Annotated in this window: 25 protein-coding genes and 1 pseudogene; 8 read left to right on the top strand and 18 right to left on the bottom strand. The window is 73.7% G+C overall.

Annotated elements, in window-relative coordinates:
- Positions 1-107 precede the first annotated feature (107 nt).
- A complete protein-coding gene (locus ACFWIA_RS33340) occupies positions 108-836 on the bottom strand; it encodes a type 1 glutamine amidotransferase (protein WP_387011005.1) in 729 nt (242 codons plus the stop codon).
- Positions 837-906: 70 nt separating this feature from the next.
- Positions 907-2,145, bottom strand: coding sequence for a MurT ligase domain-containing protein (locus tag ACFWIA_RS33345; protein ID WP_387011006.1), 1,239 nt, complete (start codon positions 2,143-2,145; stop codon positions 907-909).
- Between the two features lie 137 nt (positions 2,146-2,282).
- On the opposite strand from ACFWIA_RS33345, the gene def reads away from it, so the two are divergent.
- Positions 2,283-2,819 (top strand): peptide deformylase, encoded by a 537-nt coding sequence (gene def, locus ACFWIA_RS33350; protein ID WP_387011007.1) that lies wholly within the window; start codon positions 2,283-2,285, stop codon positions 2,817-2,819.
- A gap of 29 nt (positions 2,820-2,848) precedes the next feature.
- On the opposite strand, the gene ACFWIA_RS33355 is transcribed toward def, so the two are convergent.
- The 11 genes and pseudogenes from ACFWIA_RS33355 to ACFWIA_RS33405 form a co-directional block, all read right to left on the bottom strand.
- Positions 2,849-3,493, bottom strand: a complete 645-nt coding sequence (locus ACFWIA_RS33355) for a TetR family transcriptional regulator (RefSeq protein ID WP_387011008.1) — start codon at positions 3,491-3,493, stop codon at positions 2,849-2,851.
- A 224-nt stretch (positions 3,494-3,717) separates the two neighbouring features.
- Positions 3,718-4,290 carry a cupin domain-containing protein gene (locus ACFWIA_RS33360; RefSeq protein WP_387011009.1) on the bottom strand — a complete coding sequence of 191 codons (573 nt, stop codon included), beginning with the start codon at positions 4,288-4,290 and terminating at the stop codon, positions 3,718-3,720.
- A 19-nt stretch (positions 4,291-4,309) separates the two neighbouring features.
- Complete coding sequence (locus ACFWIA_RS33365; protein ID WP_387011010.1) at positions 4,310-5,527, bottom strand: cytochrome P450; 1,218 nt, start codon at positions 5,525-5,527, stop codon at positions 4,310-4,312.
- Positions 5,528-5,717: 190 nt separating this feature from the next.
- A complete protein-coding gene (locus ACFWIA_RS33370) occupies positions 5,718-6,815 on the bottom strand; it encodes a type III polyketide synthase (RefSeq protein WP_387011011.1) in 1,098 nt (365 codons plus the stop codon).
- A gap of 128 nt (positions 6,816-6,943) precedes the next feature.
- Positions 6,944-7,111: pseudogene (locus ACFWIA_RS33375) on the bottom strand (DUF3574 domain-containing protein); the annotation flags it as partial.
- A 134-nt stretch (positions 7,112-7,245) separates the two neighbouring features.
- Positions 7,246-7,482 (bottom strand): DUF6213 family protein, encoded by a 237-nt coding sequence (locus ACFWIA_RS33380; RefSeq protein ID WP_387011012.1) that lies wholly within the window; start codon positions 7,480-7,482, stop codon positions 7,246-7,248.
- Positions 7,483-7,574: 92 nt separating this feature from the next.
- Positions 7,575-8,981: an NADP-dependent succinic semialdehyde dehydrogenase gene (locus ACFWIA_RS33385; protein WP_387011013.1), complete on the bottom strand. Its 1,407-nt coding sequence runs from the start codon at positions 8,979-8,981 to the stop codon at positions 7,575-7,577.
- A 71-nt stretch (positions 8,982-9,052) separates the two neighbouring features.
- Positions 9,053-9,520 (bottom strand): NUDIX domain-containing protein, encoded by a 468-nt coding sequence (locus ACFWIA_RS33390; RefSeq protein WP_387011014.1) that lies wholly within the window; start codon positions 9,518-9,520, stop codon positions 9,053-9,055.
- On the bottom strand, positions 9,517-11,088 hold the full coding sequence (locus ACFWIA_RS33395; protein WP_387011015.1) for an ATP-dependent DNA ligase: 1,572 nt from the start codon (positions 11,086-11,088) through the stop codon (positions 9,517-9,519). Before ACFWIA_RS33395 ends, ACFWIA_RS33390 begins: the two co-directional genes overlap by 4 nt.
- Before the next feature lie 86 nt (positions 11,089-11,174).
- Positions 11,175-12,224 carry a hypothetical protein gene (locus ACFWIA_RS33400; RefSeq protein WP_387011016.1) on the bottom strand — a complete coding sequence of 350 codons (1,050 nt, stop codon included), beginning with the start codon at positions 12,222-12,224 and terminating at the stop codon, positions 11,175-11,177.
- Between the two features lie 74 nt (positions 12,225-12,298).
- Entirely contained in the window at positions 12,299-13,147 is an 849-nt protein-coding gene (locus tag ACFWIA_RS33405) for an ABC transporter permease (RefSeq protein ID WP_387011017.1), read from the bottom strand.
- A 170-nt stretch (positions 13,148-13,317) separates the two neighbouring features.
- On the opposite strand from ACFWIA_RS33405, the gene ACFWIA_RS33410 reads away from it, so the two are divergent.
- The 3 genes from ACFWIA_RS33410 to ACFWIA_RS33420 all read left to right on the top strand — a co-directional run bounded on the left by ACFWIA_RS33410 (position 13,318) and on the right by ACFWIA_RS33420 (position 15,958).
- A complete protein-coding gene (locus ACFWIA_RS33410; RefSeq protein WP_387011018.1) occupies positions 13,318-14,406 on the top strand; it encodes an S-(hydroxymethyl)mycothiol dehydrogenase in 1,089 nt (362 codons plus the stop codon).
- Positions 14,406-15,035, top strand: a complete 630-nt coding sequence (locus ACFWIA_RS33415) for an MBL fold metallo-hydrolase (protein WP_387011019.1) — start codon at positions 14,406-14,408, stop codon at positions 15,033-15,035. Before ACFWIA_RS33410 ends, ACFWIA_RS33415 begins: the two co-directional genes overlap by 1 nt.
- 65 nt (positions 15,036-15,100) lie before the next feature.
- Positions 15,101-15,958 carry a hypothetical protein gene (locus ACFWIA_RS33420; protein ID WP_387011021.1) on the top strand — a complete coding sequence of 286 codons (858 nt, stop codon included), beginning with the start codon at positions 15,101-15,103 and terminating at the stop codon, positions 15,956-15,958.
- Between the two features lie 54 nt (positions 15,959-16,012).
- Here the strand turns inward: ACFWIA_RS33420 and ACFWIA_RS33425 are convergent, their stop codons facing one another.
- Positions 16,013-16,423: an ATP-binding protein gene (locus ACFWIA_RS33425; RefSeq protein WP_387011022.1), complete on the bottom strand. Its 411-nt coding sequence runs from the start codon at positions 16,421-16,423 to the stop codon at positions 16,013-16,015.
- Between the two features lie 253 nt (positions 16,424-16,676).
- On the opposite strand from ACFWIA_RS33425, the gene ACFWIA_RS33430 reads away from it, so the two are divergent.
- Positions 16,677-18,704: an ATP-binding protein gene (locus ACFWIA_RS33430; RefSeq protein ID WP_387011029.1), complete on the top strand. Its 2,028-nt coding sequence runs from the start codon at positions 16,677-16,679 to the stop codon at positions 18,702-18,704.
- 312 nt (positions 18,705-19,016) lie between these two features.
- Positions 19,017-19,796: a chaplin gene (locus tag ACFWIA_RS33435; RefSeq protein WP_387011023.1), complete on the top strand. Its 780-nt coding sequence runs from the start codon at positions 19,017-19,019 to the stop codon at positions 19,794-19,796.
- A 166-nt stretch (positions 19,797-19,962) separates the two neighbouring features.
- On the opposite strand, the gene ACFWIA_RS33440 is transcribed toward ACFWIA_RS33435, so the two are convergent.
- From ACFWIA_RS33440 to ACFWIA_RS33455, 4 genes are all read right to left on the bottom strand, one after another.
- Positions 19,963-21,510 (bottom strand): MFS transporter, encoded by a 1,548-nt coding sequence (locus ACFWIA_RS33440; protein WP_387011024.1) that lies wholly within the window; start codon positions 21,508-21,510, stop codon positions 19,963-19,965.
- A 27-nt stretch (positions 21,511-21,537) separates the two neighbouring features.
- The gene (locus tag ACFWIA_RS33445; RefSeq protein WP_385495341.1) at positions 21,538-21,855 is read right to left on the bottom strand and encodes a GNAT family N-acetyltransferase; all 318 of its coding nucleotides are present in this window, start codon (positions 21,853-21,855) and stop codon (positions 21,538-21,540) included.
- 129 nt (positions 21,856-21,984) lie between these two features.
- Positions 21,985-22,509 carry a DUF4232 domain-containing protein gene (locus ACFWIA_RS33450; protein WP_387011025.1) on the bottom strand — a complete coding sequence of 175 codons (525 nt, stop codon included), beginning with the start codon at positions 22,507-22,509 and terminating at the stop codon, positions 21,985-21,987.
- Positions 22,510-22,686: 177 nt separating this feature from the next.
- Positions 22,687-23,883: a D-alanyl-D-alanine carboxypeptidase family protein gene (locus tag ACFWIA_RS33455; RefSeq protein ID WP_387011026.1), complete on the bottom strand. Its 1,197-nt coding sequence runs from the start codon at positions 23,881-23,883 to the stop codon at positions 22,687-22,689.
- 289 nt (positions 23,884-24,172) lie between these two features.
- Here ACFWIA_RS33455 and ACFWIA_RS33460 point away from each other — a divergent pair, with 289 nt between their 5' ends.
- Both ACFWIA_RS33460 and ACFWIA_RS33465 read left to right on the top strand, forming a co-directional pair.
- The gene (locus ACFWIA_RS33460) at positions 24,173-25,024 is read left to right on the top strand and encodes an NmrA family NAD(P)-binding protein (RefSeq protein WP_387011027.1); all 852 of its coding nucleotides are present in this window, start codon (positions 24,173-24,175) and stop codon (positions 25,022-25,024) included.
- A gap of 87 nt (positions 25,025-25,111) precedes the next feature.
- Complete coding sequence (locus ACFWIA_RS33465; RefSeq protein WP_387011028.1) at positions 25,112-25,762, top strand: hypothetical protein; 651 nt, start codon at positions 25,112-25,114, stop codon at positions 25,760-25,762.
- Positions 25,763-25,905: the final 143 nt, after the last annotated feature.

Here is a 25,905-nt window from a genome sequence, read left to right on the forward strand (position 1 = left end):
CGGCCCGTCCGCCTTGTGGACACCCCCGCACAACTGAGCGGAGCCCCCGTCAGACGGGGGCTCCGCTCAGTTGTGCGGCGCTCCGCACGGGCGGGCGCGCGGAGCGCTCAGGCGGGCTGCTGGGCGGCGGCGATCCGCTCGTTGCGCAGCGCTTCGTACCAGCGGTCGTCGGTCGGCGGCAGCGCGTTCACATCGAGTGCGAGCTTCAGCAGCAGGTCCGCGACCAACGGATTGCGGGCGAGGACCGGCCCGTGCATGTACGTGCCGAACACGGTGTCGTTGTACGCGCCCTCCGTCCCGTCCCCGCTGCCGTTGCCCCGACCGATCCGCACCCGGGCGAACGGCCGTGCCGTCGGGCCCAGGTACGTGACGCCCTGGTGGTTCTCGAAGCCGGTGAGCGGGGGCAGCCCGAGCCGCGGGTCGATGTCCCCGAGCACGTCGCCCACGCACCGCTCGCCCTCGCCGCGGACCGTCTTGACGTCGAGCAGCCCGAGGCCCGGCTCGCGCTGGCCGAGGTCGTTGATGAACTCGTGGCCGAGGATCTGGTACCCGGCGCACACCGCGAAGACGATCGCGCCGTTCTCCACGGCCCGCGGCAGCCCGGCGTCCCGACGCAGCCGCTCGGCGGCCAGCCGCTGCGGACGGTCCTCACCGCCGCCGATCAGGTAGATGTCACCCGAGGTCGGGATCGGCTGGTCACTGCGGACGTCGATCCGGGTGACGTCCAGGCGCCGCTGGCGGGCCCGGCGCTCCACGACGAGGGCATTGCCCTGGTCGCCGTACGTGCTGAGCAGGTCCGGGTAGATCCACACCAGACGCAGACTGCTTTCGCTCATCCTCAAAATCCTTGGCTCAAAGGCCCATCGTGCGGGGCGGGCGTGCGGGAACGCGGCTCGGTCGGCCGGGTCAGTTGCCGATGCGGCGGCGCAGGTCCTGGAACGCGGTGTAGTTCGCGATCACCTCGATGCGCCCCGGCGGGGCCAACTGCACCGCCTGGTCGACCGAGTCGCAGACCTGGAAGCTCTGGTTGGCCACCTCGAGCCGGACCGCGAGGTCCAACTTGCGGTCACCGACCACGAAGATCGGGTGCCCGGTCAGCCGCGTGTAGTCCACGTCCCACAGCCACGAGGTGTCGGTGCCGTCGGCACCGCGCGCGTTCACCGAGAGGATCACCGGCGCCGGCGCCGGGTCGATCAACGAGAACGTCTCCAGCCAGCCGGCCGGGTTCTTGGCCAGCAACAGCCGCAGGTCACGTCCCATGAACTGGACCACGTCATAACGGCCCGCGACCGCCTGCACCTGGTACATCCGCTCCAGGGCGACCTGCGGCGGCACCCCGAACACGGCGGCCACCGCGGCGGAGGTCGCCGCGTTGGCCTTGTTGGCGCGGCCCGGCAGCTGGAGGTGGATCGGCCAGGCCGAGCCGTGCGGGTCGAGGACGTAGTCGCCCTGGAGGGCCCAGCTGGGCGCGGGACGGCGGAAGCCGCACTCGCCGCAGTACCAGTCGTCGCCGGGGCGCTGCATCACACCGCCGCAGGACGGGCACGACCAGGCGTCGTCCTTCCACATCTGGCCCGCCGCGACCCAGATCACGTTCGGCGACGAGGACGCCGCCCACACGACCAGCGGATCGTCCGCGTTGGCGATCACCACGGCCTTGGTGCCGGCGAGGCCCTCACGCCAGTGCTCGGCCAGCATCCGGGTCTCGGCGGCCCGGTCGAGCTGGTCCCGGGAGAGGTTCAGCAGCGCGATCGCCTTCGGCTCCACGTCACGGGCCACCCCGGACAGGTACTTCTCGTCGACCTCGATCACGCCGTAGCGGGAGTCCGAGCCGCCCGCGAGTGCCGAGGTGATCCCGGCGGGCATGTTCGCGCCGAGCGCGTTCGACACCACGGGTCCGGCGGCGCGCAGCGCCTCCGCGATGAGCCGGGTCGTCGTCGTCTTGCCGTTGGTGGCGGAGACCAGCACCACGTCCAGGTGCTGCGCGAGACGTCCGAGCAGTTCTGGGTCGAGTTTGAGCGCCACCCGGCCGCCGATCACCGATCCACTGCCGCGGCCCGCCGCGCGCGAGACCGCCGCGGCCGCCTTGCCCGCCGTCACGGCCAGCTTGGCTCGTGGCGACAGCGGGTCCGGGTTTGCTGCCATCGTTCTGCGTCCTCCTTGCGTACGGCGCCGCGCCTGCACCGGCCTCGATAGCCCTCAGCCTATCGAGATACGGTCACCTGCCCGAACCACGGCACCGTCCCCGATTGCGTGGGTCCGGTGAACGTACCCTTACCCCCATGCCGCACCGCACCATCCCGGGAGCCTCCGGACACGTACGACCCCTTGTCCCGCACGGCGATCCGGTGCTCCGCGAGCCCTGCGCCGAGGTCACCGCGTTCGGGCCGCCGCTGGAGCGTCTGGTCGAGGACATGTTCGCGACGATGTACGCGGCCCGGGGGGTGGGGCTGGCCGCCAACCAGATCGGCGAAGCCCTGAGGGTGTTCGTGTTCGACTGTCCCGACGACGAGGACGAGCGGCACCTCGGCCATGTGGTCAACCCCACGCTGCTCAGCGCCGACGGCATCGTGATCCGGGGCCCCGAGGGGTGCCTGTCCCTGCCCGGGCTCGAAGCGGGCACCGAACGCTTCGACCACGCCGTGGTGGCGGGGGTGGACGTGCGGGGCGAGCCGGTGCACCTCGACGGGACGGGGTTCTTCGCGCGCTGCCTCCAGCACGAGACCGACCACCTCGACGGCGGGCTGTACGTGGACCGGGCGACCGGATGGCGGGCCCGCCGGGTACGGCGCACGCTGGAGCGGGACCGGCAGGGCTAGCGCGACCGACGGCCTCCCGTGACGCCGGGTCAGAAACCGGGGCCGCCCGCGCGGTCACCCGCCGCGGCCAGCCGGCCCCAGAGCAGATCCGCCAGGCTACGCACCAACTCCGCCCGGGAACAGGGACGTTCACCCAACCACCAGTCGCCGGCGGCGTGCATCATGCCGATGATGCCGTGGCCCCAGACCCGCGACAGCCGGTCCCCGTCGGGGCCGAGGTCGAGCCGCTCCTCGATGACCCGGGCGAGTTCCTCTCCGAGGTGCCGCAGCAGGGGAGCGGAGTGCTGTCCCGCGTCGAACGCGCCGTCCACGGGCGCGCCGCCCTCCGCGGGATGCATCAGGAACCGGTACACCTGGGGCCTCGCCTCGATCGCGGCGAGATAGGTGTCGAGGGTCGCCTCGACCCGTTCGCGCCGTTCGGCCGGGGCGTCCAGGGCCGTCCGCAGCGAACTGAGGAGCGCATCGGTGTGCCGCTGGGCCAGGGCCGCGTACAGCCCGCTCTTGTCGCCGAAGTGGCGGTACAGGATCGGCTTGGTGATGCCGGCCTCGGCGGCGATGGCGTTCATCGAGGCACCCGGGCCGTCCCGGAGCACCACCCGGTCCGCGGCTTCGAGCAGCTCGTGCCGGCGCCGGTCGGCGGACCGTTTCTGATCGCCCCGCTGTGTGGTCTCCATGGTCTCTCCCCACCCCGAATGAATCTCGATGACGCCAGCGAAAACTAACACCCCGGGCCGACGCACCCCGGGCTCCGAGCCCCCCTTCGGCGGGTGCCCGACCGGGTGTTGGCAGCCTCCGCCCGCCGGTGACGCCACGGCCGTGCCGCGGGCGCGTCGCACCGGCCCGGCGGGCGCGTCGGGCGGGGTGCGCACCGGCTCCCCGGGTGCCCGGACCCGGCCCGTCACTGGCCGGGCAGGGCGTGGTGGCCGTGGCGCAGCGGGGTGAGCTGTTCGATGTCGTAGCGGGCGCGCAGTTCCGCGATCGCCGTGTGGTCGGGGGCGCCGCCCGCCGAGAGGATCTCCAACAGTTCGTTGAAGTAGCGTTCGTGGTCGGGGGGCGGGGACGACTGGAAGAACATCCTCGCCGGGGAGTCCGTGGGATTGGCGAAGGCGTGCGGACAGCCCGGCGGCACCACGATCACCGTGCCCGGGGTGGCCCGCACCACCTGCCGCCCGCCCGGGGACTCCCACCGCTGCCAGCGCTCCGCGGTGCGCACCTTCGGCTCGAACGCGAGCACGTCCAGCTCGCCCTCCAGCACGTAGAACAACTCCTCGCTGCGGGCGTGCACATGGGCGCCCACGTCGAAGCCGGGCGGCACCACCACCTCGAAGCTCGACGCCACCCGGGAGTGCTCGCCCGTCACCTTGAACGTGACGTCCTGGGCCGGGGTCAGCACCCGCTTGCCGTGCCCCGGCGGCACCAGCAGGCCCTCGCCCACCGAGCGGACCCCCTCGGGCGGGATCAATGCCGTCATCCGTGGCCCTCCCGCCGGGTCACCAGGTCACCGGGAGGGCTTCGGGCCCCCGGATCAGCGCGCCCTTGCGCCACGGCACCTCCTGCGGCGGCACGGCGAGCCGCAGCCCGGGCAGCCGGTCGACCAGCGTGGACACCATCAGCTCGGCCTCCATCTTCGCGAGGATGCCGCCCACGCAGTAGTGCGGTCCGTGCCCGAAGGACACGTGCGGATTGGGGCTGCGGTCGAAGTCGATGCGGTCCGGTTCGGGGAACACGTCCGGATCGCGGTTCGCGGCGAGGTACGACACGTACACCGGGTCCCCGGCGCTGATCCGCACGCCCCGCACGTCCACGTCCTCCATCGCGATCCGGGAGAGTCCGACCGCGCTGCGGTGGGGGATGTACCGGATCAACTCGTCGATCGCCTGCGAACGCACCCCGGGTTCGGTCCGCAAGCGCTCCCACAACTGCGGCCGGGTCAACAGCAGGTAGATCAACTGACCGGTGTTGTTGGTGACCGCCTCGCCGCCGATCTGCACCAGCACCGCCAGCCCCACGGCCTCCTCCTCGCTCACCTCGCCCCGGCCCACCGCGGCCCCCAGCAGCCCGACGACGTCTTCCGACACCCCGTCCCGCCCCGAGCGCACCAGGTCCGTGAAGTACGCCACCATCTCGTCCTTCGCCCGCTCGCTGACCTCGGCACCGTTCGAGGAGGACAGGATGAGCTGGGTCCAGGTGTGCATCCGTTGCCGGTCCGCGGCCGGCACTCCCATCAGCTCGCAGATCACGGAGATCGGGAACGGGGCGAGCACCCGTTCGGTCAGGTCCGCGGGCGGTCCGTCCCGCAGCAGACCGTCCACCGACTCGTCCAACATCTCCTGCGAGCGCTCCCGGATGCGCTGCACGCCCCGCGCGGTGAACGCCGCCGCGACGGCGCGCCGCAACCGGGTGTGGTCCGGCGGATCGGCGAAACCGACCGCGCCCGGGACCGGGATGAAGTGCGGTGCCAGCCGGGTCACCTGGCGTCCCATCACCGCCGCCCGGCTGAACCGCGGGTCGTTCGTCACGGCCCGCACGTCGTCGTAGCGGGTCACCAGCCAGGCCCAGCCCTCCCCGTTGGGCAACCGGACGCGGTTGACGGGACCCTCCCGCATCAGCTCGGCGAGCACCGGATCGAAGTCGACTGCGGTCAGGTCCAGGGCGGGCCAGAACCGCACGGGCGGCGGGGCGGTCGTACGGGTCGTCTCGTGGGTCATGCCGATGGCCTTCGTCGTCGGTGGAGCCGGTCAGCGGAGCGCTTCGGGAAGCGGGGATCGGGGCGGACGGGAGCGGGCGACGACGCGCGGCCGGGTCCGCACCCCGGTCCGGCGCGCCAGGGGAACGCGCCGGACCGCGCAGCGGGCCCCGGGACGGACTGGACGCGCGGGTGCGCGCCGGCCCGCGCCTTCAGGCGAGGGCCTGACGGGGTGCCTGCACCGAGGACGCCAGCGGCTCGTCCGCGTTCACCCAACGCCCGAGCGCCATCTCGGCGGTGATCCCGGGGCCGAACCCCGCGAGCAGCCCCCGCGCGCGGTGCGTGGCGCCGCCCTCGTCGAACAGCCTGCGCAGGGCGTCGAGCACCACGGCGCTCGCGATGTTGCCGTACTCGGTGAGGGTGGCCCGGCTGAAGCGGAACGCCTCCGCGGGGACCTGGAGGAACTTGCTCAGGTCGTCCAGGATGCGCGGGCCGCCCGCGTGGACGATGTAGAAGTCCAGGTCGGTGGCGTCCCAGCCGTGGACGTTCGCGAGTTGCTTGAGCGCCGGGGCCAAGGGTTCCATCGTGGCCGGCACCCGCTTGTCCAGCAGGAAGTGGAATCCGGTCGCCCGGACGTCGTACGCGATCCAGTCCTCGGTCTTCGGGATCAGGTACGAACCGTTGCGCTCCAGCGTGACGCCGGTGCCGCCCTGCCCGCGCACCACGGCCGCGGCGACCCCGTCCCCGAACAGGCCGTTGGAGAGCAGCGACCCGATCCCGAGGTCGGTCGGCTGGTAGCACAGGGAGCAGAACTCGCACGCCACGATCAGCGCGTTCGCCTCCGGATAGGCGGTGCAGAAGTCGTGCGCACGGTTGATGGCGGCGCCCCCCGCCGCGCAGCCGAGCTGGGCGATGGGTATCTGCCGGGTGTCGCTGGAGAACTCCATCGCGTTGATCAGCCACGCGGTCAGTGACGGCATCATGAAGCCCGTGCACGAGACGTAGATGATGACGTCGACGTCCGCGGCCCGGAGCTCGGCGTCCTCCAGCGCGCGCCGCACCACCGCCGGCACCCGGGCCTTGGCCTCCGCCTCGTACAGCTTGTTGCGGTCCGCGAAGCCCGGGTGCTTCAGGGTCTCCTCGATGGGCTGGACGATGTGCCGGGTCCTGACGCCCGTGTTCCTGATGAGACGCAGCGCCAGCGGCAACTGGGGGTGGTCGGCGTGGCGACTGCTCGCCAACGCCAGCGTTTCCTCCATCGTGATGATGTGCTCCGGAACGGATACAGCGGGTCTGCACAGTGTCGCCATGTACGTGCCTTCTCTCGCCCCCCGGACGAAGGGTGGTCCACCCACGATGACCCGCGTCGGCGGGGATATCGCGTCGGACTACTCCAGACCGGGGGTACGGGGCTCGGCGGCACCGGTCGCGCGGGGGGTCAGCCGAAGTCGGCCCGGGTCCGTATCTCCAGCCGGCCCACCGACTCCTGGCCGTACCGGCGCTCGTACGCGTCCCTGATCCGTTCGATCAGGGCGTCGCGCGAGCGGGCCTCCCCGACCGGGTACGGCAGGATCAGTTCGTAGCTGCGTTCCCGCTCGATGGCGCCGGGCCGCCGTCCGGGCGCTCGGACGCAAGACGGCCTCCAGGATGCGGGGAACCCCATGGACGGGCGCAGCCCTCCGTACGCCCGTACGGGCCCGGAGCACACCCTTGCGGGGTCCGTCCGTGCCGCCTACGGGGTCAGGACGTCGCGGTCGTCTGGTGGGCGATGCAGGCCACGTCGATGCGGTCGGCGAGTTTGGCCAGCTCGATGGCCAGGGCGGCCACCGTGTCCTCGTCCAGGCCCGGCCGTTCCCGCTCCACGAGATGGAGCCAATGGGCTCCGATCCCGCGCAGCAGCTTGCTGACATCCGCCGCGGCCACATGCAGGCTGCCGTGACTGTCGATGATCACAGGGGGCGTGACTTCCCGGCCCACTGGTTCCTCCCGGGGACGACGACGGACTGGATCGTATCCGCCGGGGGCCCCGCCGCGGCCCTCCCGCGCCGAGGGTCCCCGGATTGCTCCGGTCAGGGGCCCTGCCACACCGTGGTGATGTTGCAGAACTCGTGCAGGCCGTGCCCGGACAGCTCCCGCCCGTAGCCGGAGCGCTTGACGCCCCCGAACGGGAACGCGGGGTGCGAGGCCGTCATCCCGTTGACGAAGACCCCGCCGGCCCGCAGGTCGCGGGTGAACCGCGCGATCTCCGAGGCGTCCCGCGTCCACACGTTGGAGCTCAGCCCGAACGGCGTGTCGTTCGCGACCGCCACCGCCTCGTCGACGGTCGCCACCCGGTACAGGGTGGCGACCGGACCGAACGCCTCCTCGTGGTGGATGCGCATCTGGGGCGTGACGTCGGCCAGGACGGTGGGTTCGTAGTACCAGCCGTCGGGGAGACCCGGTGGCCGGCGTCCGCCGCACAGCACGGTCGCACCGCTCTCCACCGCCTCGTCCACCAGCTCCTCCAGCTCGGCCCGCCCCCGCTCCGTCGCCAGCGGCCCGACCTCCGTCGCCTCGTCCAGCGGATCGCCCACCCGCAGCACGCGCATCGCCTCGGTGAACCGGTCGGTGAACTCGTCGTACACGTCCTCGTGGACGATGAACCGCTTGGCCGCGATGCACGACTGACCGTTGTTCTGCACCCGTGCCGTGACCGCGACCCGGGCCGCCCGCTCCACGTCGGAGGAGGGCATGACGACGAACGGGTCGCTGCCGCCCAACTCCAGCACCGTCTTCTTGACCTCGTCCCCGGCGATCGCCGCCACGGAACGTCCCGCCGGCTCGCTTCCGGTCAGGGTCGCCGCCGCCACCCTCGGGTCCCGCAGCAGACCCTCCACCGCGCCGGAACCGATCAGCAGCGTCTGGAAGCACCCCTGCGGATAGCCCGCGCGCCGGAACAGGTCCTCCAGGTACAACGCCGTCTGCGGCACGTTCGAGGCGTGCTTCAACAACCCCACGTTGCCGGCCATCAGGGCCGGAGCCGCGAACCGCACCACCTGCCACAGCGGGAAGTTCCACGGCATCACCGCCAGCACCACGCCCAGCGGCCGGTACACCACCCGGACGCCCACCGCACCGGAGTCCGTCACGTCGACGGGGTCCGGGACCTCGTCCGCGAGCAGCGCGTCGGCGTGCTCCGCGTACCAGCGCATCGCCTTGGCGCACTTGGCGGCCTCGGCGCGGGCCTGCGTGATCGGCTTGCCCATCTCGACCGTCATGACCCGCGCGATCTGGGGCCCGTCGTGGTCCAACAGGTCGGCGGCGCTGTGCATGAGCCGGGCCCGCTCGTACGACGGCAGCAGCCGGAACGCCTCGAAGGCGGCCACCGCGGTCGCGAGCTTCCGTTCGACACCGTCGGCGTCCAGGGCGTCGAAGACGGCGACCCGTTCGCCGGTGGCGGGGTTGACGGTCGTGAGGGACGGGGGAGCGGGGGACATCGGGTACCTCCTGGTGCGCGGTTCTTCGACCCTCACCCGGCGCGGACCGCACCGCAACGCGGTGCCCGTCGTCAGGGCCCCGGCGCTGCGGTCAACCGGTCGAGGAACACTCGCTGTCCCTTCACCAGCGCCTCGCGTGCGGCGTCGATGCCGAACCAGGCGACCCGGTCCAGCTCCGGGAAGGTACCGGTACGGCCGGACCGAGGTGGCCATTCCATGGTGAACGTGCCGGGCACCACATCCGCCGGGTCCAGGTCCGCTTCGACGGCCCAGACGGTGACGACCTTCCCGTTCGCCTGGGTGCTCTCGCCGAGCGGGACCGCCGCACCGGACGGCGGCGGGAGCCCCAGCTCCTCCTGGAACTCCCGCCGGGCCGCGTCCCACGCCTCCTCCGGCGGAACGTACTCGCCCTTCGGCACGCTCCACGCCCCGGCGTCCCGGCGCGCCCACAGGGGCCCGCCCATGTGCCCGAGCAACACCTCCGGGCCGCCCGGGCGGTGCCGGAAGAGCAACAGGCCCGCGCTGCGCTTCACCGTCATGCCTCCGGCCCCCTGCCCGCCGGCGTCCCGGCGACCGCGAGCACCGACTCCACCGTGTCGGCCTGGTCGGCCGACTTGTCCTCCCGGTAGCGCACCACCCGCGCGAACCGCAGGGTCACCCCGGCCGGGTAGCGGCTCGACCGCTGGAGCCCGTCGAAGGCGACCTCCACCACGGTCTCGGGCCGGACCGTCACCACGAACCCGTCGTCGCTGACGGCGATCCCCGACAGGTGCGCGGTCTGCCAGGCCAACATCTCGTCGGTGAGCCCCTTGAACGTCTTGCCCAGCATCGCGAAGGTGCCGTCGGGCCGGCGCGCGCCCAGGTGCAGGTTCGACAGCTTCCCGGTCCGCCTGCCGTGTCCCCACTCCGCCGCCAGGACCACCAGGTCCAGGGTGTGCACCGGTTTCACCTTCAACCAGGACGCGCCCCGGCGGCCCGCGCTGTACGGAGCGGAGAGCGCCTTGACGACCACGCCCTCCTGACCGCGGTCCAAGGCCGCCGTCAGGAACGCCTGCGCGGCGGCCCGGGCCGGGGAACCCCCGTCCGGGCCCGGGTCCACCACCGTGCGCCGGACCCGCGCGGCGGCCGGCACCAGCCGGGCCAACTCCTCGTGCCGGCGTTCCAGCGGCAGGTCCAGCAGCTCACGACCGTCGACCGCGAGGGCGTCGAAGAAGACCGGCGACAGCGGGACCGACCGCGCCGCCGACGCCACGTCCGCCCGGGAACCCACCCGGCCCGCCGTCTCCTGGAACGACCGGGGCCGTCCGTCGGCGCCCAGGGCGAGCACCTCACCGTCCAGGATGAACCGCTCGCCAGGCAACTCCAGCACCAGGGAGACGAGTTCGGGAAGCCGATCGGTGATCTCGTCGAGGGTCCGGGTGAAGACCCGTACCGTGTCGCCGTCCCGGTGCACCTGCACCCGGATGCCGTCCAGCTTCTCCTCCACCGCGCACGGACCGCCGAGCCGGTCCACCGCCGCACCCGCCGAGGGCGCGCTCCCGGCGAGCATCGGCAGCACCGGCCGGCCCACCGTGAGCCGGAACGCGTCCAGCGCCCCGGGGCCGTCGGAGAGCAGCGCCCCCGCCACGTCCGGCAGGGAACCCGCGAGCATCACCGCGCGGCGCACCGCCTGAGGGGGCGTCGCCGTGGCGCCGGCCAGGCCCTCCACGGCGAGCGCGTCCAGCGCCCCCTGCCGGACCTCACCGCTCAGCAGCCCGCGCAGGAAACGCTGTTCCTCCTCGGTGGCCGCGCCGAACAACTCCCCGACCAGCCGCGCCCGCGTCGCCCGGGCCCCCGTCCCGGACACGGCGGCCAGCGAGGTCAGCGCGGAGTCCACCGCCCGCACGGTGAGCAGCGGCTCCGCGGCGGGCGCCACCCGGTCCCGCAGCACGCTCCAGCCCACGCCGATCCGCCCCTGCGGCAGCCGCCCCGCGAGGTACGTGACGACCACCGGCGCGTCCTGCGGCTCCGTCTCCCGGAACAGCTCCGCAAGCAGCGCGACCTTCCGGGTCCGGGCCGAGGTGGCGCCGACGTCCCGGGACACCTGGGCGAGTCGGGCGAGCAGCATGCGGCCATCCTGCGACGGGACCGGGCTCCGCGCGAGCCGTCACCTCCGGCAGGGGGGGGCGGCGCCCGCGGCTCAGGGGCCCGGGCTCACCAGTCGCCGTCCGCCACCGGACGGCCCGGCCGGGGATCGCCGAGCGGCTTGACCTGAGGGGCACCCGGCGCCTGCCAGGGCGCGTGGTCGTCGCCGAGCCAGTCGCCGACCGGCCTGACCGCCCGGAGGGGGTCCGCGGGCGCCAGGTCCACCGCTGTCGCGCTTTCGTCGTAGTAGTCGAACCAGGGCAGTCCGGCGGCCGTGTACGCGGCCCGGTCCACCGGGGACGCGGGAGGCCGCTCACCGGTGATCTGCCGCCACTGGGGTGCCGTCACCAGATGCACGAACGTGCGGGCCGAGGGCTCCCGCGCCCAGTCGGTGAGCGGCCGGTCGTCCCGGAACACCTGTTGCCGCATCGATCCGCCCGCGCCCAGACCCATCGCCGCGGCCTGCTGCGGCGGGCCGCCCCGGGTCTGCGGGGCACCCGCAGGGGGCGGCGGGCCGCCCGGCGCGGGCAGGGCCGCCCCCACGGCCCCGTACGCCACGGCGGTCCGCTGTCGGGCCGCCGCGCGCTCCGCCTCCCACGCACGGCGGGCCGCGTCACCGAGCCCGAACGCCTGGAGCTGCACGCCGCCCACCGTCTCCTCGCCGGTGACCTGGCCCTCGACCGTCGCCCCCAGGCCCAGCGGCACCGCGACGAACTGACGCACCGTCCCCCTGCCGGAGTTGATCCCGTCGAGCCACGGCTGCCGCGGCAGCACCAGGTAGTTCTGCGGACGCCGTCCCAGGGCGCCGCTCCACGGCTTCCCGGAGACCGCGCACACCTTGCCCACCCCCACCTGGAGGGCGGACGGCTCCACCGTGCCCGAGAAGCTCAGCCACATCGCCTCGCGCAGGTACACCGGCAGCATCACCCCGCCCTTGGCCAGCCACTCGGACGGCACCGACCCGGCGTAGTCCTCCACCCGTCGGATCGGGAAGTTGCCGAGGCCGGGCGGCAGCGGGTGCGTCCCCGTCTCCGGCAACCTGAGGGTACGGACGAACCGCACCCGGACCCCTCCCAATACCAGTGCGTCCCCGTCGACCCGGGCGGCGCTCGTGGCCATGCCGGCTCCCCTCTGCTGGCTCGTCTGCTGCGTCGGCCCCGCCGCCCGTTCGGCGAGCGGGGTCCCCGCTGCTATCACGAACGGGCGGACGGTGCGGTTCCGTGCGCCGCGGGCCGACGCAGCCGCCCCCGGGCCACGAGTTCCACGGTGAACGCCACGGCCAGCGCCTGGACCGCCATCAGCGCGATGAGCACGAACAGTTGCACCGCTCCCGCGAGGACCGGGGACGCCCCGCCCAACAGCATCCCCACGAACGCACCCGGCAAGGTGACCAGACCCACGGTCCGGGTCTGGTCGAGTCCGGGCAGCAAGGCGTCGGACGCGGCCGGCCGGGCGATCTCCAACCGTGCCTCGCGCTCCAGGAAGCCCAGGGCCAGACACGCCTCGACCTCCCCGGCGCGGGCCGTCAACTCGGCCAGCGCCCGCCGCCCCGCCAGGACCGTCGCGGTCAGCGCGCCCCCGATCAGGATGCCCGTCACCGGGATCATCGCGATGCCGCGGGCGGGCAGCAGCCCGGTCGCGAGGAGCAACGCGACCAACGGCGCCACCGGTGCCACGACGGGCACCGCCGCCCACCACCAACCGCGGCCCGCGGTGAGCCGCCGTCCCGCGGTACGGGTGGCGACCGCGCACATCAGCAGCAGGAACGCGGCCGTCGCCGCCGGGTACTGCACCACCCAGCCGATCACCAGCGACACGGCCGCGAGTTGCGCGGTGGCCCGTCCACCCGCGACCGCGACCTCCCGCGCCCGCGACCGCGACCCGTCGGGCGCCAGCCGGTACACCGCCGCCACCGCCGCGGCCACCACCAGGAGCAGCACCAGGGCCGCCGCGAGCCCCCCGTCGACCGGGAGCAGGGTGTCGGCCGCCAGCGCCGCCGGACGGCGACCGGTACCGGGGGAGCCCATCGAAGGATCACGCATCCGCCCACCCTAGATCCGCACCGGAAGCCCGACGGCCCGTCCACCCGCGCCCCCGGGTGCCGCCCCCGCCTGCGGGAACGTACGCTCCAGGGGTCGGGCCCGAGGGGCCCGACGGGGCGGCCCTCGAGGACCGGGCGGCACGCGCATCACGGAACGGATTGGGGACGGACATGGGTACGCAACAGGTGCGGGGCGTCGTCGCACGGGCGAAGGGCGAGCCGGTCCGCATCGAGACGATCAACGTGCCCGACCCGGGCCCCGGTGAAGCGGTGGTCAAGGTGCAGACCAGCGGGGTCTGCCACACGGACCTGCACTACCGGGAGGGCGGCATCAACGACGACTTCCCCTTCCTCCTCGGCCACGAGGCCGCCGGAACCGTCGAGTCCGTCGGCGAGGACGTCACCGAGATCGCCCCCGGGGACTTCGTCGTCCTCAACTGGCGCGCCGTGTGCGGTCAGTGCCGCGCCTGTCGACGGGGACGCCCCTGGTACTGCTTCGACACCCACAACGCCCGCCAGCGGATGACCCTCACCGACGGCACCGAACTCTCCCCGGCCCTCGGCATCGGGGCGTTCGCCGAGAAGACCCTGGTCGCCGCCGGCCAGTGCACCAAGGTCGACCCGGCCGCCTCGCCGGCCGCAGCCGGCCTCCTCGGCTGCGGAGTGATGGCCGGCATCGGCGCCGCCATCAACACCGGGGGAGTGGGCCGGGGCGACTCGGTCGCCGTCATCGGCTGCGGCGGGGTCGGCGCGGCAGCCGTCCTCGGCGCCCGGCTCGCCGGAGCCGCCCGGATCGTCGCCGTGGACATCGACGACCGCAAACTGGAGACGGCGCGCGGCCTGGGCGCCACCCACACCGTCAACTCCCGCACCACCGACCCCGTCGAAGCCATCCGGGGACTCACCGACGGCCACGGCGCCGATGTGGTGATCGACGCCGTCGGCCGTCCGGAGACCTACGAACAGGCCTTCTACGCCCGTGACCTCGCGGGCACCGTCGTCCTGGTCGGCGTCCCCACCCCCGAGATGCGCATCGACCTCCCGCTGCTCGACGTCTTCGGCCGCGGCGGCTCCCTCAAGTCCTCCTGGTACGGGGACTGCCTCCCCTCCCGGGACTTCCCGATCCTGATCGACCTGTACCTCCAGGGCCGGCTCGACCTCGACGCGTTCGTCACCGAGACCATCACCCTCGACGACGTGGAAGCCGCGTTCACCCGGATGAGCCAGGGCGACGTGCTGCGCTCGGTGGTGGTGCTGTGATGACCGCGCGCATCGAACACCTCGTCACCTCCGGCACGTTCTCGCTGGACGGCGGGACCTGGGACGTCGACAACAACGTCTGGATCATCGGCGACGACACGGAGGCCCTGGTCATCGACGCGGCCCACGACGCCGACGCGATCGCCGAGGCCGTCGGCGACCGTCGACTCGTCGCGATCGTCTGCACCCACGCCCACGACGACCACGTCGACGCGGCCCCCGCACTCGCCGACCGCACCGGCGCGCCGGTCCTGCTGCACCCCGACGACAGCGAACTGTGGCGGCTCACCCACCCCGACCGGGCGCCCGACGGCGAGCTGACCGACGGACAGGAGATCGCGGTCGCGGGCACCGTCCTGCGGGTGCTGCACACCCCCGGGCACTGCCGGGGCGCCGTCAGCCTCCACGCACCCCAGTTGGGCACCGTGTTCACCGGGGACACCCTCTTCGCGGGCGGGCCCGGAGCCACCGGCCGGTCCTTCAGCGACTTCCCGACGATCGTCGCCTCGATCAGGGACCGCCTGCTCACCCTGCCCGCCGACACGGTGGTGCGCACCGGCCACGGTGACTCCACCACGATCGGCGCGGAGGCCCCGCACCTCGACGCATGGCTCCGGCGCGGGCACTGAGCCGCACGCCCGGCCCCCGGCCGGGCCCGGGGGCGAGCGCTCCCGGGCCCGGCAGCGGGGTGGTTATGCTGTGGGCCGGGGAGGTCGTGGTGCACGAGCTGGAGGTCTTCGCCGGAGCGCTGCGGGGGGACGGGGTCAGCCTGGACTCCCTGCGACAGGGCGCCCGGGCGCTGTGCGTGGGAACGGAACTGTCCGCCGTCTTCCGGGTGGGCACCGGGTCCGACGGCGAGCAGCAAGCCGTACTGGCCACCGTGGGGCCCTCCGGTGGCGGAAGCGTCGCACGGGTGGCGCTGCCGCGGACGTTCCGGGTGGAGCGCCTCACCCACGACACGACCCACTTCACCCTCCGCGCCGCGGACGGCCGCACCGTACGCGCCACCCCCGAACAGTTCGGAACGCACGTCCTGCTGCTGCCGCCCGGCGACGATCCGCGGTACGAGGTCCGGTTGACCGAGGCGTTCCTCGCCACCGGGTCCCTGCCCGACCGTTCCTGGACGCCCGACCGCACGCCCGCGGTGCACGACGCGGTGCTCGGCACGATCACCCACGCCCGGGGCACCGGCGGGTACGGGACCGACCTGGTGCTCGGCGACCGGGACGTCCGCCTGACCTTCGACGGCGCGGCCGTCGAGAAGGTCACCGCACTCCTCCCGCACGCCCGGGCCCTGGTGGCCGACTTCGCCTCGGTCGAGGCGGCCGGCCGGGAGTTCCTGTGGTCCTGGGGACGCGACGGCACCGAGACCGCCGACGACGAGCACCGGTACCGGGGCGCGCTGTGCCCGGGCGCCCTGGTGGTCTACCGGTCGGGCGACTTCGAGGTGCACTTCGACGACACCTCGGGCGACTACTTCCCGGACGGCTACTGGCCGGTCGTGCGCCACCGGGCCGACCGGACCCCGACATCCGTGTCCGTGGAAGCCTGACCGCCGGGCGTACGTCCGGGCGGACCCGCCCCGGTCCGTGACCCCGGCGGACGGTCAGTCCAGCGCCAGCACCGCCCGCACCGTCTTGCCGCCCCGCCGGTCGTCCGACACGCTCAGGTGCCGGGACAGCGCGTGCACCAGGGCGAGACCCCGCCCGGACTCGGCGGACGCGGACGGCGGGCGGAGCACCGGTCGGCCCGGACTGTCGTCCTGCACCTGGACGGTGAGCTCGCGATCGTTCACGTGCAGGCTCAGCCGGCACGGCCGCCGGGCCGCCCTGGTCGCGTTGGCGACGAGCTCCGAGACGACGAGCTGGGCGTCCTGGAGCTGCCCCGGAGTACGGTCCGGCCCTTGAGCCAGCACCGCACGGGTGAACCACCGGGCCCGTCTGGGGGAGGCCCGCCCCTTGGGCAGGACGAACTCGGCACGGGTCGCACGACCGCTGCTGCGCCACTGCACGTGCATGCTGACCACTCCTCTCGCAGGGGGCCCGGTTGGCCCGGATGACTGCTGGCCCGTGGGACGACGGACACCCTCCCCGCACCGGGCGTGGAGATCCCGTCCGTCCGCAACCGGTCACTTTCCCTCATACGGCGATCGGCAAGCCCGTACCCGGCCAGAACAGGTATCGGTCAACTCCGGGCACGCCGTGACCGTTTCCGGCTGCTTTTCCCGACGGACGGTGCACAGCGGTGTGAGCTGGTCCACACTGTTCCCCGTGGTGGGAAGCACTCCTGATGAGTCCACGAGCTTCGTCGGACGCAAGTCCGAGCTGGCCCGGCTGGTCGATGCGTTCGCGGGACACCGCATGGTGACGCTGACCGGTCCCGGAGGCGTCGGCAAGTCCAGGCTCGCCCTGCACGCCGTCACCACCGGGATCCTCGGTCCGCCCGAAGCGGTCGCCTGGGCCGACCTGTCGCCGCTCCAGGACGAACGGCTGCTCGCGGCCACGGTCTCCGACGCCTCCGGGCTCGCGGACCACACCCCGCGGATGCCGGCCGACGCCCTGTGCGCATGGCTCGCCGACAAACGCATGCTGCTGGTCCTGGATTCCTGCGAACACCTGGTCGACGCCTGTCGTGACCTCGTCGGCGACCTGTTGACGGCCTGTCCGGACGTGACCATCCTGGCGACCAGCCGCCAACCCGTCGGCATCCCCGGGGAACTGCGCTTCGAGGTCGGCCCGCTGCCCCGGGACGGCGACGCGCTCACCCTCTTCGTCGACCGGGCGCGCGCCGCCAACCCCACCATCCGCCTCGAAGGCCCCGGACCGTCCAGGGCGGTCGCGGCCATCTGCCGACGGCTCGACGGCATCCCGCTCGCCCTGGAACTCGCCGGCGCCCAACTGCGCAACGGAACCGTCGAGGAGGTCGCCGAACAACTGCGCACCGCGCTCTCCGCCCTCGACACCGCGGAGCCGGTGCGCCCCGCCCGGCACCAGTCCCTGCGCACCGCCATCGGCTGGAGCCACGAACTGTGCGCCCCGCTCGAACGGCTGCTGTGGGCCCGGCTGTCCGTGCTGCGCGGCACCTTCGACGAGTCCGCGGCCCGGGCCGTCTGCGCGGGCGGGCCGCTGGACGCCGACGCGGTGGCGCCCGCGCTGGCGGGTCTGGTCGCCAAGTCGGTGGTGTCCCGGCGGGGCAACGGCTTCAGGATGTTGGACACCGTCCGTGAGTACGGCCGGATGTGGTTGGCCGAACTCGGCGAGGAGAAGGCCGCCGAGGGACGGCACGCCCGGGCCTTCCTGAACCTGGTCCGCCGGGCCGACGACGGGTGGCTCGGCCCCGGCCAGGCGGGCTGGTACCGCAGGCTCGCCGCCGCGCACCCGGACGTGTGCGCGGCGCTCGACCACCTGTTGGCCAACGATCCGCACGCCGCCACCGAGATGGCCTCCCGGGTCGGCTTCTTCTGGGCCTGCTGCGGCCACCTCCACGAGGCCCGCGGTTACCTGGAGTCCGCGCTCGCCCAGTACGGCGTGCCCGGCCCGACCCGTACCCGGGCCCAGTGGGCCCTCGGCTGCTGTGCGTTGCTCCAGGGCGAGCACGACAAGGCGAGGTTGCTGGGGGAGTCGTGCGCCCGGGAGGCCGATCGCGACGACGACCTGGAGGGCCGCCGCTCGGCCGCCTACCTCCTCGGCATCACCCATCTGCTGTCCGGCCGTCCGACGGCCGCGGAACAGGTCGCCGACCGGGCCCTGGCCACCGCGCCGGACGGCCCGTTCGCCTCGGCGTCGGTGCTCCGCTGCCACCTGGTGCGGATCTTCGCCCTGACCGGTGGCGGGGAGTTGGACCGTGCGGCGCAGGAGGCGGAGCGGCTGCGCCGGGGGTGCGTGGCGCGCGGCGAGTACTGGGCCCGCAACTACACGTACTACCAGCTGTCGTTGATCGCCCTGTTCCAGGACCGGCCCCGGGAGGCCGCGGAGCACGCCCGCGCGATGCTCGACGGCAAGCGCCGGCTCGGTGACAGCTTCGGCATCGCGCTCGGCCTCGACCTGCTGGCCGCCGCGCTGGCGGCCGGGGGCGAGAACGATTCTGCCGCCCGGCTCGCCGGCACCGGGCTCGCGTTCTGGCGGGGGGTGGGCCACGCACAGCGCGGCACCCCGGAACTGGGCCCGATCCGCGAGGAGTGCGAACGCGCGGCCCGCGAGGCACTGGGTGACGAGAGCTACGAACGGGAGTTCCGCACCGGCGTCGAGGAGGACGCGGCGATGGCGTTGGCGCGCGTCGTCCGCGGCGCGGTGGGCTGATACCGGCGCCCGGCGACGCCGACCCGAGCTGAGGCAGGTACGCACCCGTCCCCCCCCTCGTGGGACGGGTGTTCGTCCTGGGCGCTGCGCGGCGCCCGTCCGGGCGGGCGCCCACCGAGCCGGGGGCACCGTGCGCCTCACGGATCGGTTCGGTTGTCGCACAGGTGATCGCTCGTGAGGGCGACGTGGGTCAGTTCGACCGTCTGATAGCCCAATGGGGTGAAAGCCTGATTGGCCATAACTCGAACCGTTCTCTCGCGTTTCCTCCAGTGCGGGCGAGTGCCCGCAGACGATCTGGAAGGCAGGGAACCTATGAAGCGGGTTGCCCGGAATGGCTTGATCGCCGCGGCCGTCGCCTCAGGCGCCGTCGTCGGTGCGGCACCGGCGTTCGCGGACGCGGCGGCTGACGGCGCGGCGGTCGGCTCCCCCGGTGCGGTGTCCGGGAACACGATCCAGCTGCCGGTACACGTCCCCGTGAACGCGTGCGGGAACACGGTGAACGTGGTCGGCCTCCTCAACCCGGCGGCGGGCAACACGTGCGCCAACCAGGGGGGAAGCGCAGCGGAACCTGGGGGGTACGGAGACCCGGCGGCGCCCGGTGGGCAGGTCGGGTCCGGCACCTCGAACGGCGGCGGCTCGACGGCCGAGGGCGCCGCAGTGGGCTCACCGGGGGTGATCTCGGGCAACGGCGTCCAGTTGCCGATCGACCTCCCCGTCAACGTCAGCGGCAACTCGGTGAACGTCGTGGGCGTCGGGAACCCGGTCTTCGGCAACCACTCGGAGAACGTGTCCGGGCCCAAGCCGCCGCAGCCCCCCGTGCGTCCGGAGCCCCCGGTCGCACCGAAGCCCGAGAAGCCGCCCGTCAAGGAGCCGGTCAAGCACGCCCCGCAGCAGGAGGCCAAGCCTCCGGCGACCGTGGTGCCGGAGCAGGAGAGGGAAGAGGAGGAGCGCACCAAGGCCCCCGAGGGTCCGGCGACGCTCGCACAGACCGGGGCCGACCCGTTGGCCCTGGTGGCCCCCGCCGGGCTCGCCCTGCTCGGCGGCGCGCTCCTGCGCCGCCGCTTCCGGGCCTCCCGCAAGCGCGGTGACTGAGTCACCCCCGTGACGGGTGGTGGGCGGATCCCCCCTCCTTGATCCGCTCCCCGCCGGCCACGGGCCCCACCGCTCCTTCCCGAGCGGTGGGGCCCGTGGCCTGTTCGTCCGTCCCGGGCCCGGCCCGATCCCGGGTCTCCCCGGGGTCCTCCGGGGTCCTCCGGGATCAGGGTTCCGGGTCCGGCGTCCGTCGTTGCGGCTGCGGAGCGCGCGGGCCCGGCTCCAACGGCGGGCAGTTCGCCGCCATGTTCGACTTGCACAGCGGTGCGGGGGCGTCCTGGAGCCGGGGGGACACCGGCCGGATCAGGAGCGCGGCGGTGAGCGATCCCAGGGCGAAGAGCCCCGCGCAGCCGAAAGCCGCCCGGTGGAACGACGTGTTCACGGCCTCCGCCGAGGTGTAGGCGTCCCCGGAGAGTCCCACCGCGAGCGGCAGCGCGGCGACCACGAGGAACTGCGCGATCCGCGCGGCGGTGTTGTTGACCCCGCTCGCGAGCCCCGCGCGCGTCGCGTCGACGGACGCCAGCACGGTCGCCGTCAGCGGTGCGACGAACAGGCTCATGCCCACGCCGAGCACCACCACGGCGGGCAGCACGTCCGCCACGTACGACGACCCGGGGCGCACCCGCACCATCAGCAGCACCCCGACCGCGGCGACCAGCGGGCCCGTCACCAGGGGCAGCGTCGGCCCCACCCGTCGGGTCAACTCACCGGCGCGCGCCGACAACAGCAGCATCAGCACGGTGATCGGCAGGGTCGCCGTACCCGCTTCCAGCGCGTTCCAGCCCAGCCCCGTCTGCAACTGCACGGGCAGCAGGAACAGGATGCCGCCGATCGCCGCGTACAGGCACAGGGTCATCGCGTTGGTGGCCGAGAACAGCCGCGAGCGGAAGATCGACAGGGGCAGCATGGGCGCCGCCGTGCGCCGCTCCACCACGACGAACACGATCCCGGCCAGCACGCCCCCCGCGGCGGACAGGGTGACCGCAGCCGCGGACAGGCCCCCCGAGGCACCGATGAGGGCGTAGCTGACGCCGGCGAGGCACAGCGCGCCCAGACAGGCGCCCAGCAGGTCGAAGCGTTGCCCGGCGGCTTCGGGGTCACGACTCTCCGGGACGTGCCACACGGCGATCGCGATGACGACGGCGGCCAGCGGCACGTTGATCAGGAAGATCCAGCGCCAGCCGGGCCCGTCGATCAACCACCCCCCGAGGAACGGACCGAGCGCGCCCGCGACCCCGGTCAGCCCCGACCAGGCACCCACGGCACGCGACTGGTCGTCCGGGTGGAACGTCGAACGGACCAGTGCCAGCGACCCGGGGGTCAGCAGCGCGCCGCCCACTCCCTGGAGGGCGCGGGCGACGATCAGGGTGGCGTCGTCGGGGGCGATCCCGCACAGCGCGGACGCCACCGCGAACCACACCACGCCGATGACCAGGGTCCGTTTGCGGCCGATCCGGTCACCGAGGGCACCGCCCAGCAGGAGCAGCGCCGACAGCGTCAGCATGTAGGCGTTGACCACCCATTGCAGACCCGACAGCGAAGCGTTCAGGTCGCGGCCCATCCGCGGCAGCGCCACCGTGACGACCGTGCCGTCCAGCATCGCCATCCCGGAGGCGAGCACCACGCAGGCGAGCACCCACCGCCCGCGGGCCGACGACAGCCGTACCCCGGGGCCGTCGTCCCGCTCCCGGCCGCCCTTCGCATCCCCGCTCACGGCGTTCGCTCCGCTCCCGCCGGGCCGTCAGTCGCTGACCTTGCTCTGCTGGGTGTAGAGCAGGTCCCGGTACTCGGGGTGCCGGGCGATCCAGCCCGAGTAGAACGGACACACCGCGAGCACCGAGGTGCCGGCCGCCCGCGCCGCGTCCAGCGACTCCCGCACCAACGCCCCGCCGACGCCGCGGCCCTCGAACGCGGGGTCCACCTCCGTGTGGACGAAGGCGATCAGTTCGGAGGTGCGGATGTACTGCGCGAAACCCGCGAGGGTGTCACCGAGGCGGGCCTCGTAGCGCTGCTCACCCGGTACGTCGGTGACGGTGACGGTCTCGCGCGGCTGGCTCATGTGTCGTGGCCCTTCCTGGTGGTCGCCCGGTACGCAGCCGACCTCGGCGGGCGGCTGCGACCAGGGTGACCCGTCCGGGCGCCGGGCGCTAGCGGGGTGCCCCGACGGGGGCGGACGTCCCGATCCGGGTCAGCCGGCCCGGCGGAGCGCGCGGTCGGCCAGCGCTTGCGTCGCGTGCCACCAGGTCGTCACCGGCTCGTAGACCTTGACGCCGTTCGGCGAGCCGAGGGCCCTGGCGCCGAAGGACGTGCCGCGGTGGCTCGGGTCGGCGGCGACGTGCACCGTCGCCACGGTCCGGGCGGACGGGTCGCTCAGCCGCTTGACGGTGCGGACCTTGGCGTGCGCCTTCGCCCCGGCGCGGAGCGTGTACGGCCTGCTGGTGGTGGCCGGGACCGGTTGGGCGGCCCCGTCCAGGTTCCCGAAGGTCACCGTCGGGACGTGGTCGACCACACAGCTGCGGCGGGTGGTGTTCTCGACGGTGATGCGGACGAGGGTGCGCTGGTCGGTCTTGGTCGCCTTCACCTTCACCCCGGCCTCGCGGCAGGTGGGGGTCGCCCGGGCGTCCTGCGGTGCCGCGACGGCGAGCGTCGCGGGCAGGAGGAGGGCGAGGGAGGTGGCGGCGGCCGAGGCCGCGAGTACGGAACGAACGCGCATTGCTGGTTCCCCTGTTCGTCGTGCGGTGCCCGGTGGGGGTGCGGACGCGCCCGTGCCGCGGTGTCCTGTGCGTCCGGCGCACTGCGCCAGGACGGTCCTTTCCCCCTGTGTGCTCCTGAGACGAACGGCGTCCCGTGACGGTTGCAGACGCGTTCGCCGGTCCGGAGCCTGGCCGGCTCAGAACTCCTGCTCGGTCCGGCCGCGTCGGCGGGCCCGTACGACGGTCAGACCGGTCAGCAGCACCAGGGCGCTGCCGCCGAGCCACGACGCCGTCGACCACTCGGCGTCGGCGGCGTCCGCCCCGGCCACCGGCACCGCCAGCGGCCGGGGCGTGGCCGCCGCGGGTCGGGTGGCCGCAGCCGGCGCGGGCCGCGGCGGCGGGGGCAGCAGCGAACCGACGGGACGCACCCGGCCGATCGCCGCGAACCCCCAGTCGAGCAGTTCCCGCGCCTCCTCGTACACGGCGTGGCCGCCGTCCTGGGGGTTCATCACCGTGGTGATGACGGTCCGTCCGTCGCGCTCGGCCGCCGCGATCAGCGTGTAGCCCGCATGGGTGGTGTAGCCGTTCTTCACCCCGATCAGTCCCCGGTACGCCGCGACCCCGTCCTCGCCGGTGAGCAGGCGGTTGGTGTTCTGGATGGGGAAGGTGACCCGGCCACCGGGGAAGTCCGCGAGCTTGGTGGAGGCGTACCGGATGAAGTCGGGGTCGGTGAGTCCCTCCCGCCCGATGACGGCGAGGTCGTACGCCGAGGACACCTGCCCCTCCGCGTCGTACCCGTCGGGGGAGACGACCCGGGTGTCCATCGCGCCCAGGGCACGGGCCTTGGCCTGCATCTGGCGCACCGTCTCGTCGACGCCCCCGTTCAGCGACGAGAGGACCCGTACGGCGTCGTTGCCGGAACTCAGGAAAACCCCCCGCCACAGGTCCTCGACCCGGTACCGGTACCCCGCCTCCACCCCCACCAGCGAGCTGCCCGAGCCGATGTCGGCGAGTTCCGCGTCGGTGACCGTGTGCGCGGAGCCGCCCTCGACGTGCGGCAGCACCGTCACGGCGAAGAGCGCCTTGAGGGTCGAGGCGGGCGGCAGCTTCCGGTGCGCGTCCCGGGCCGCGAGGACCTCACCGGTACGGGCGTCCGCGACGAGCCACGAGAGCGCGGACAGCCCGGTCGGTGGGGCGGGGGTGCCCGGCCCGCCCGGGTTGGCCTGGGTTCCCGGACGCTCCAGCAGGGTCCGCCCGGGCATCGGCCGTGGCTTCGGCGGCTCCGGTTCCCGGGACCTGGCCGCCGCCGCGGACGCCGGCAACAACAGCGCGGCACCGAGCGCGAGCGCCACGGAACGGGCCAGGGCCGCGCGCGAGATACATCTGATGACCATTCAGTCACCGTAGGAACGGAGCGGGCGCCGCGCAGATCGGCTTGATCCGGATAGGCGTACGTCCCGCCGGGACGGGGCGGAACGGCGGAGGGGGGTGGGCCGAACCGGTGAAGCCGGCCCCACGACGGTGGTGGACGTGCGGAGTCTGGACGCTCGCGCATGGGCGTGAGTTCCCCGGCCATGGTCCGTCCGGGGGCGGCGGGGTTGGCTGGACACAGGCCCGCGGAGCCCCCGGGGCCACCCCGGTGGACGGTCCGCCGGGAAACCCTACGGAGACGGGACGACGAACATGAGCAGCGAACAACGGACGCACGGCGCCCCCACCACCCCGGACGGCCGGACCACCCTGGTCATCGGCGGGACGGGCAAGACCGGACGCCGGGTCGCCGAGCGGCTCACCGCCCGGGGGCTGCCGGTACGGATCGGGTCGCGGTCCGCTCGGTCGCCCTTCCGGTGGGAGTCGCCGGCCACCTGGGACGCCGCCTTGGACGGGGCGGGTGCCGCGTACCTCACCTACTACCCGGACCTCGGCTTCCCCGGGGCGGCCGAAACGGTCGGAGCCTTCGCCCGGACGGCCGTCGGGCGGGGCGTGCGGCGCCTGGTGCTGCTGTCGGGGCGCGGGGAGGAGGGGGCGCACCGCAGCGAGGAGGCGGTGCGCGCTTCCGGCGCCGATCTGACGGTGGTCCGGGCCAGCTGGTTCGCCCAGAACTTCGACGAGGGGACCTTCGTCGACGCCGTGCGCGCCGGTGAGATCGCCTTCCCCGCCGGGGACGCGGTGGAGCCGTTCGTGGACGCCGACGACATCGCCGACGTGGTCGTGGCGGCCCTGACCGACGACCGGCACGTCGGGCGCACCTACGAGCTGTCCGGACCCCGGCTGCTGAACTTCACCGAGGTCGCGGCGGAACTCACCCGGGCCGTCGGCCGCGAGGTCCGGTACGTTCCCGTGACCCGGGACGACTTCCGCGCCGTACTGGAGGGCGCCGGGCTGCCCCTGGACTTCCTGGAACTGGTCGACCTGCTGACCGACGGGCGCAACGCCCATGTGGTGCACGGGGTCGAGGAGGTGCTCGGCCGCCCGGCACGCGATTTCTCCGCTTACGCCCGGGACGCCGCTGCTCGGGGTACCTGGAAAGAGTGAACCTCAGGTGATTCCATCAGAAAAGTCACTCGAACGGGGGAGCCATGCCTCGGCCGTCACACCTGGGGCGTGGGTCATGATGCGGTGGTGTATCGATCACTCAGCGCATTGGGCGCCTCCGCCGTCCTGATCGCTCTCGCCTGCACGGGGTGCGGGAAGGGCGGCACGGACACCGCCGCACCCTCCTCGTCCCCCGGCACCCGCGGCGCCGCCCCGGCCGCGGGCCCCCTCTCGGGCGCCGACGCCGCGGTGTCGGCGGGCGTCCGGGAACAGGCGGGTGCGTACGGTGCCGCCTACCTGGGCGACGGGCGCCGGTTCAGCGCCCCCGGGTCGGACCAGGGCGACGGCGACGAGCCGCAGTACCAACTCACCGTCACCCCCAAGTCCGTGGTCGTCGGGGCCCTGCCCGCCAAGGGCGGCGGCACGGCCCCCGCCGCCGGACAGCACTGGGAGGCCGTGAAGGTGTCCATCGCCAACACCGGCTGGGACACCTACGACGGCATCCTGGCCAAGTCCCTGTCGGTGCTGGACTCCGAGGGCCGCGCCCACAAGGCGCTGACCGACGTCACGAAACTGACCGTGGGTCAGGCCCTGGACGCCGACGGGGAACTGCTCCTCGGCGAACAGGTCACCGCATGGGCGGTGTTCGCCCTCCCGGACGGCACCTCGGCCGAACAACTCCGCTTCCGCTGGGACAACACCAAGACGGTCAACACCCACCGCGGCTGGCGTCTGTAGCCCGTCCGGACACGCGTACGGGGGTGGGGGGCGGCCGGGGCGGGGGCGCGCCCCACGACCGACGCGGGGCCCCCCCCGCGCGGCCCCCGGCCGGGGCCCCCCCCCCCGCCCGCGCCGAGAAATAAAAAAAAAAAAAACCACAA

Source organism: Streptomyces sp. NPDC127068 (assembly GCF_042724695.1).
Lineage (GTDB): Bacteria > Actinomycetota > Actinomycetes > Streptomycetales > Streptomycetaceae > Streptomyces.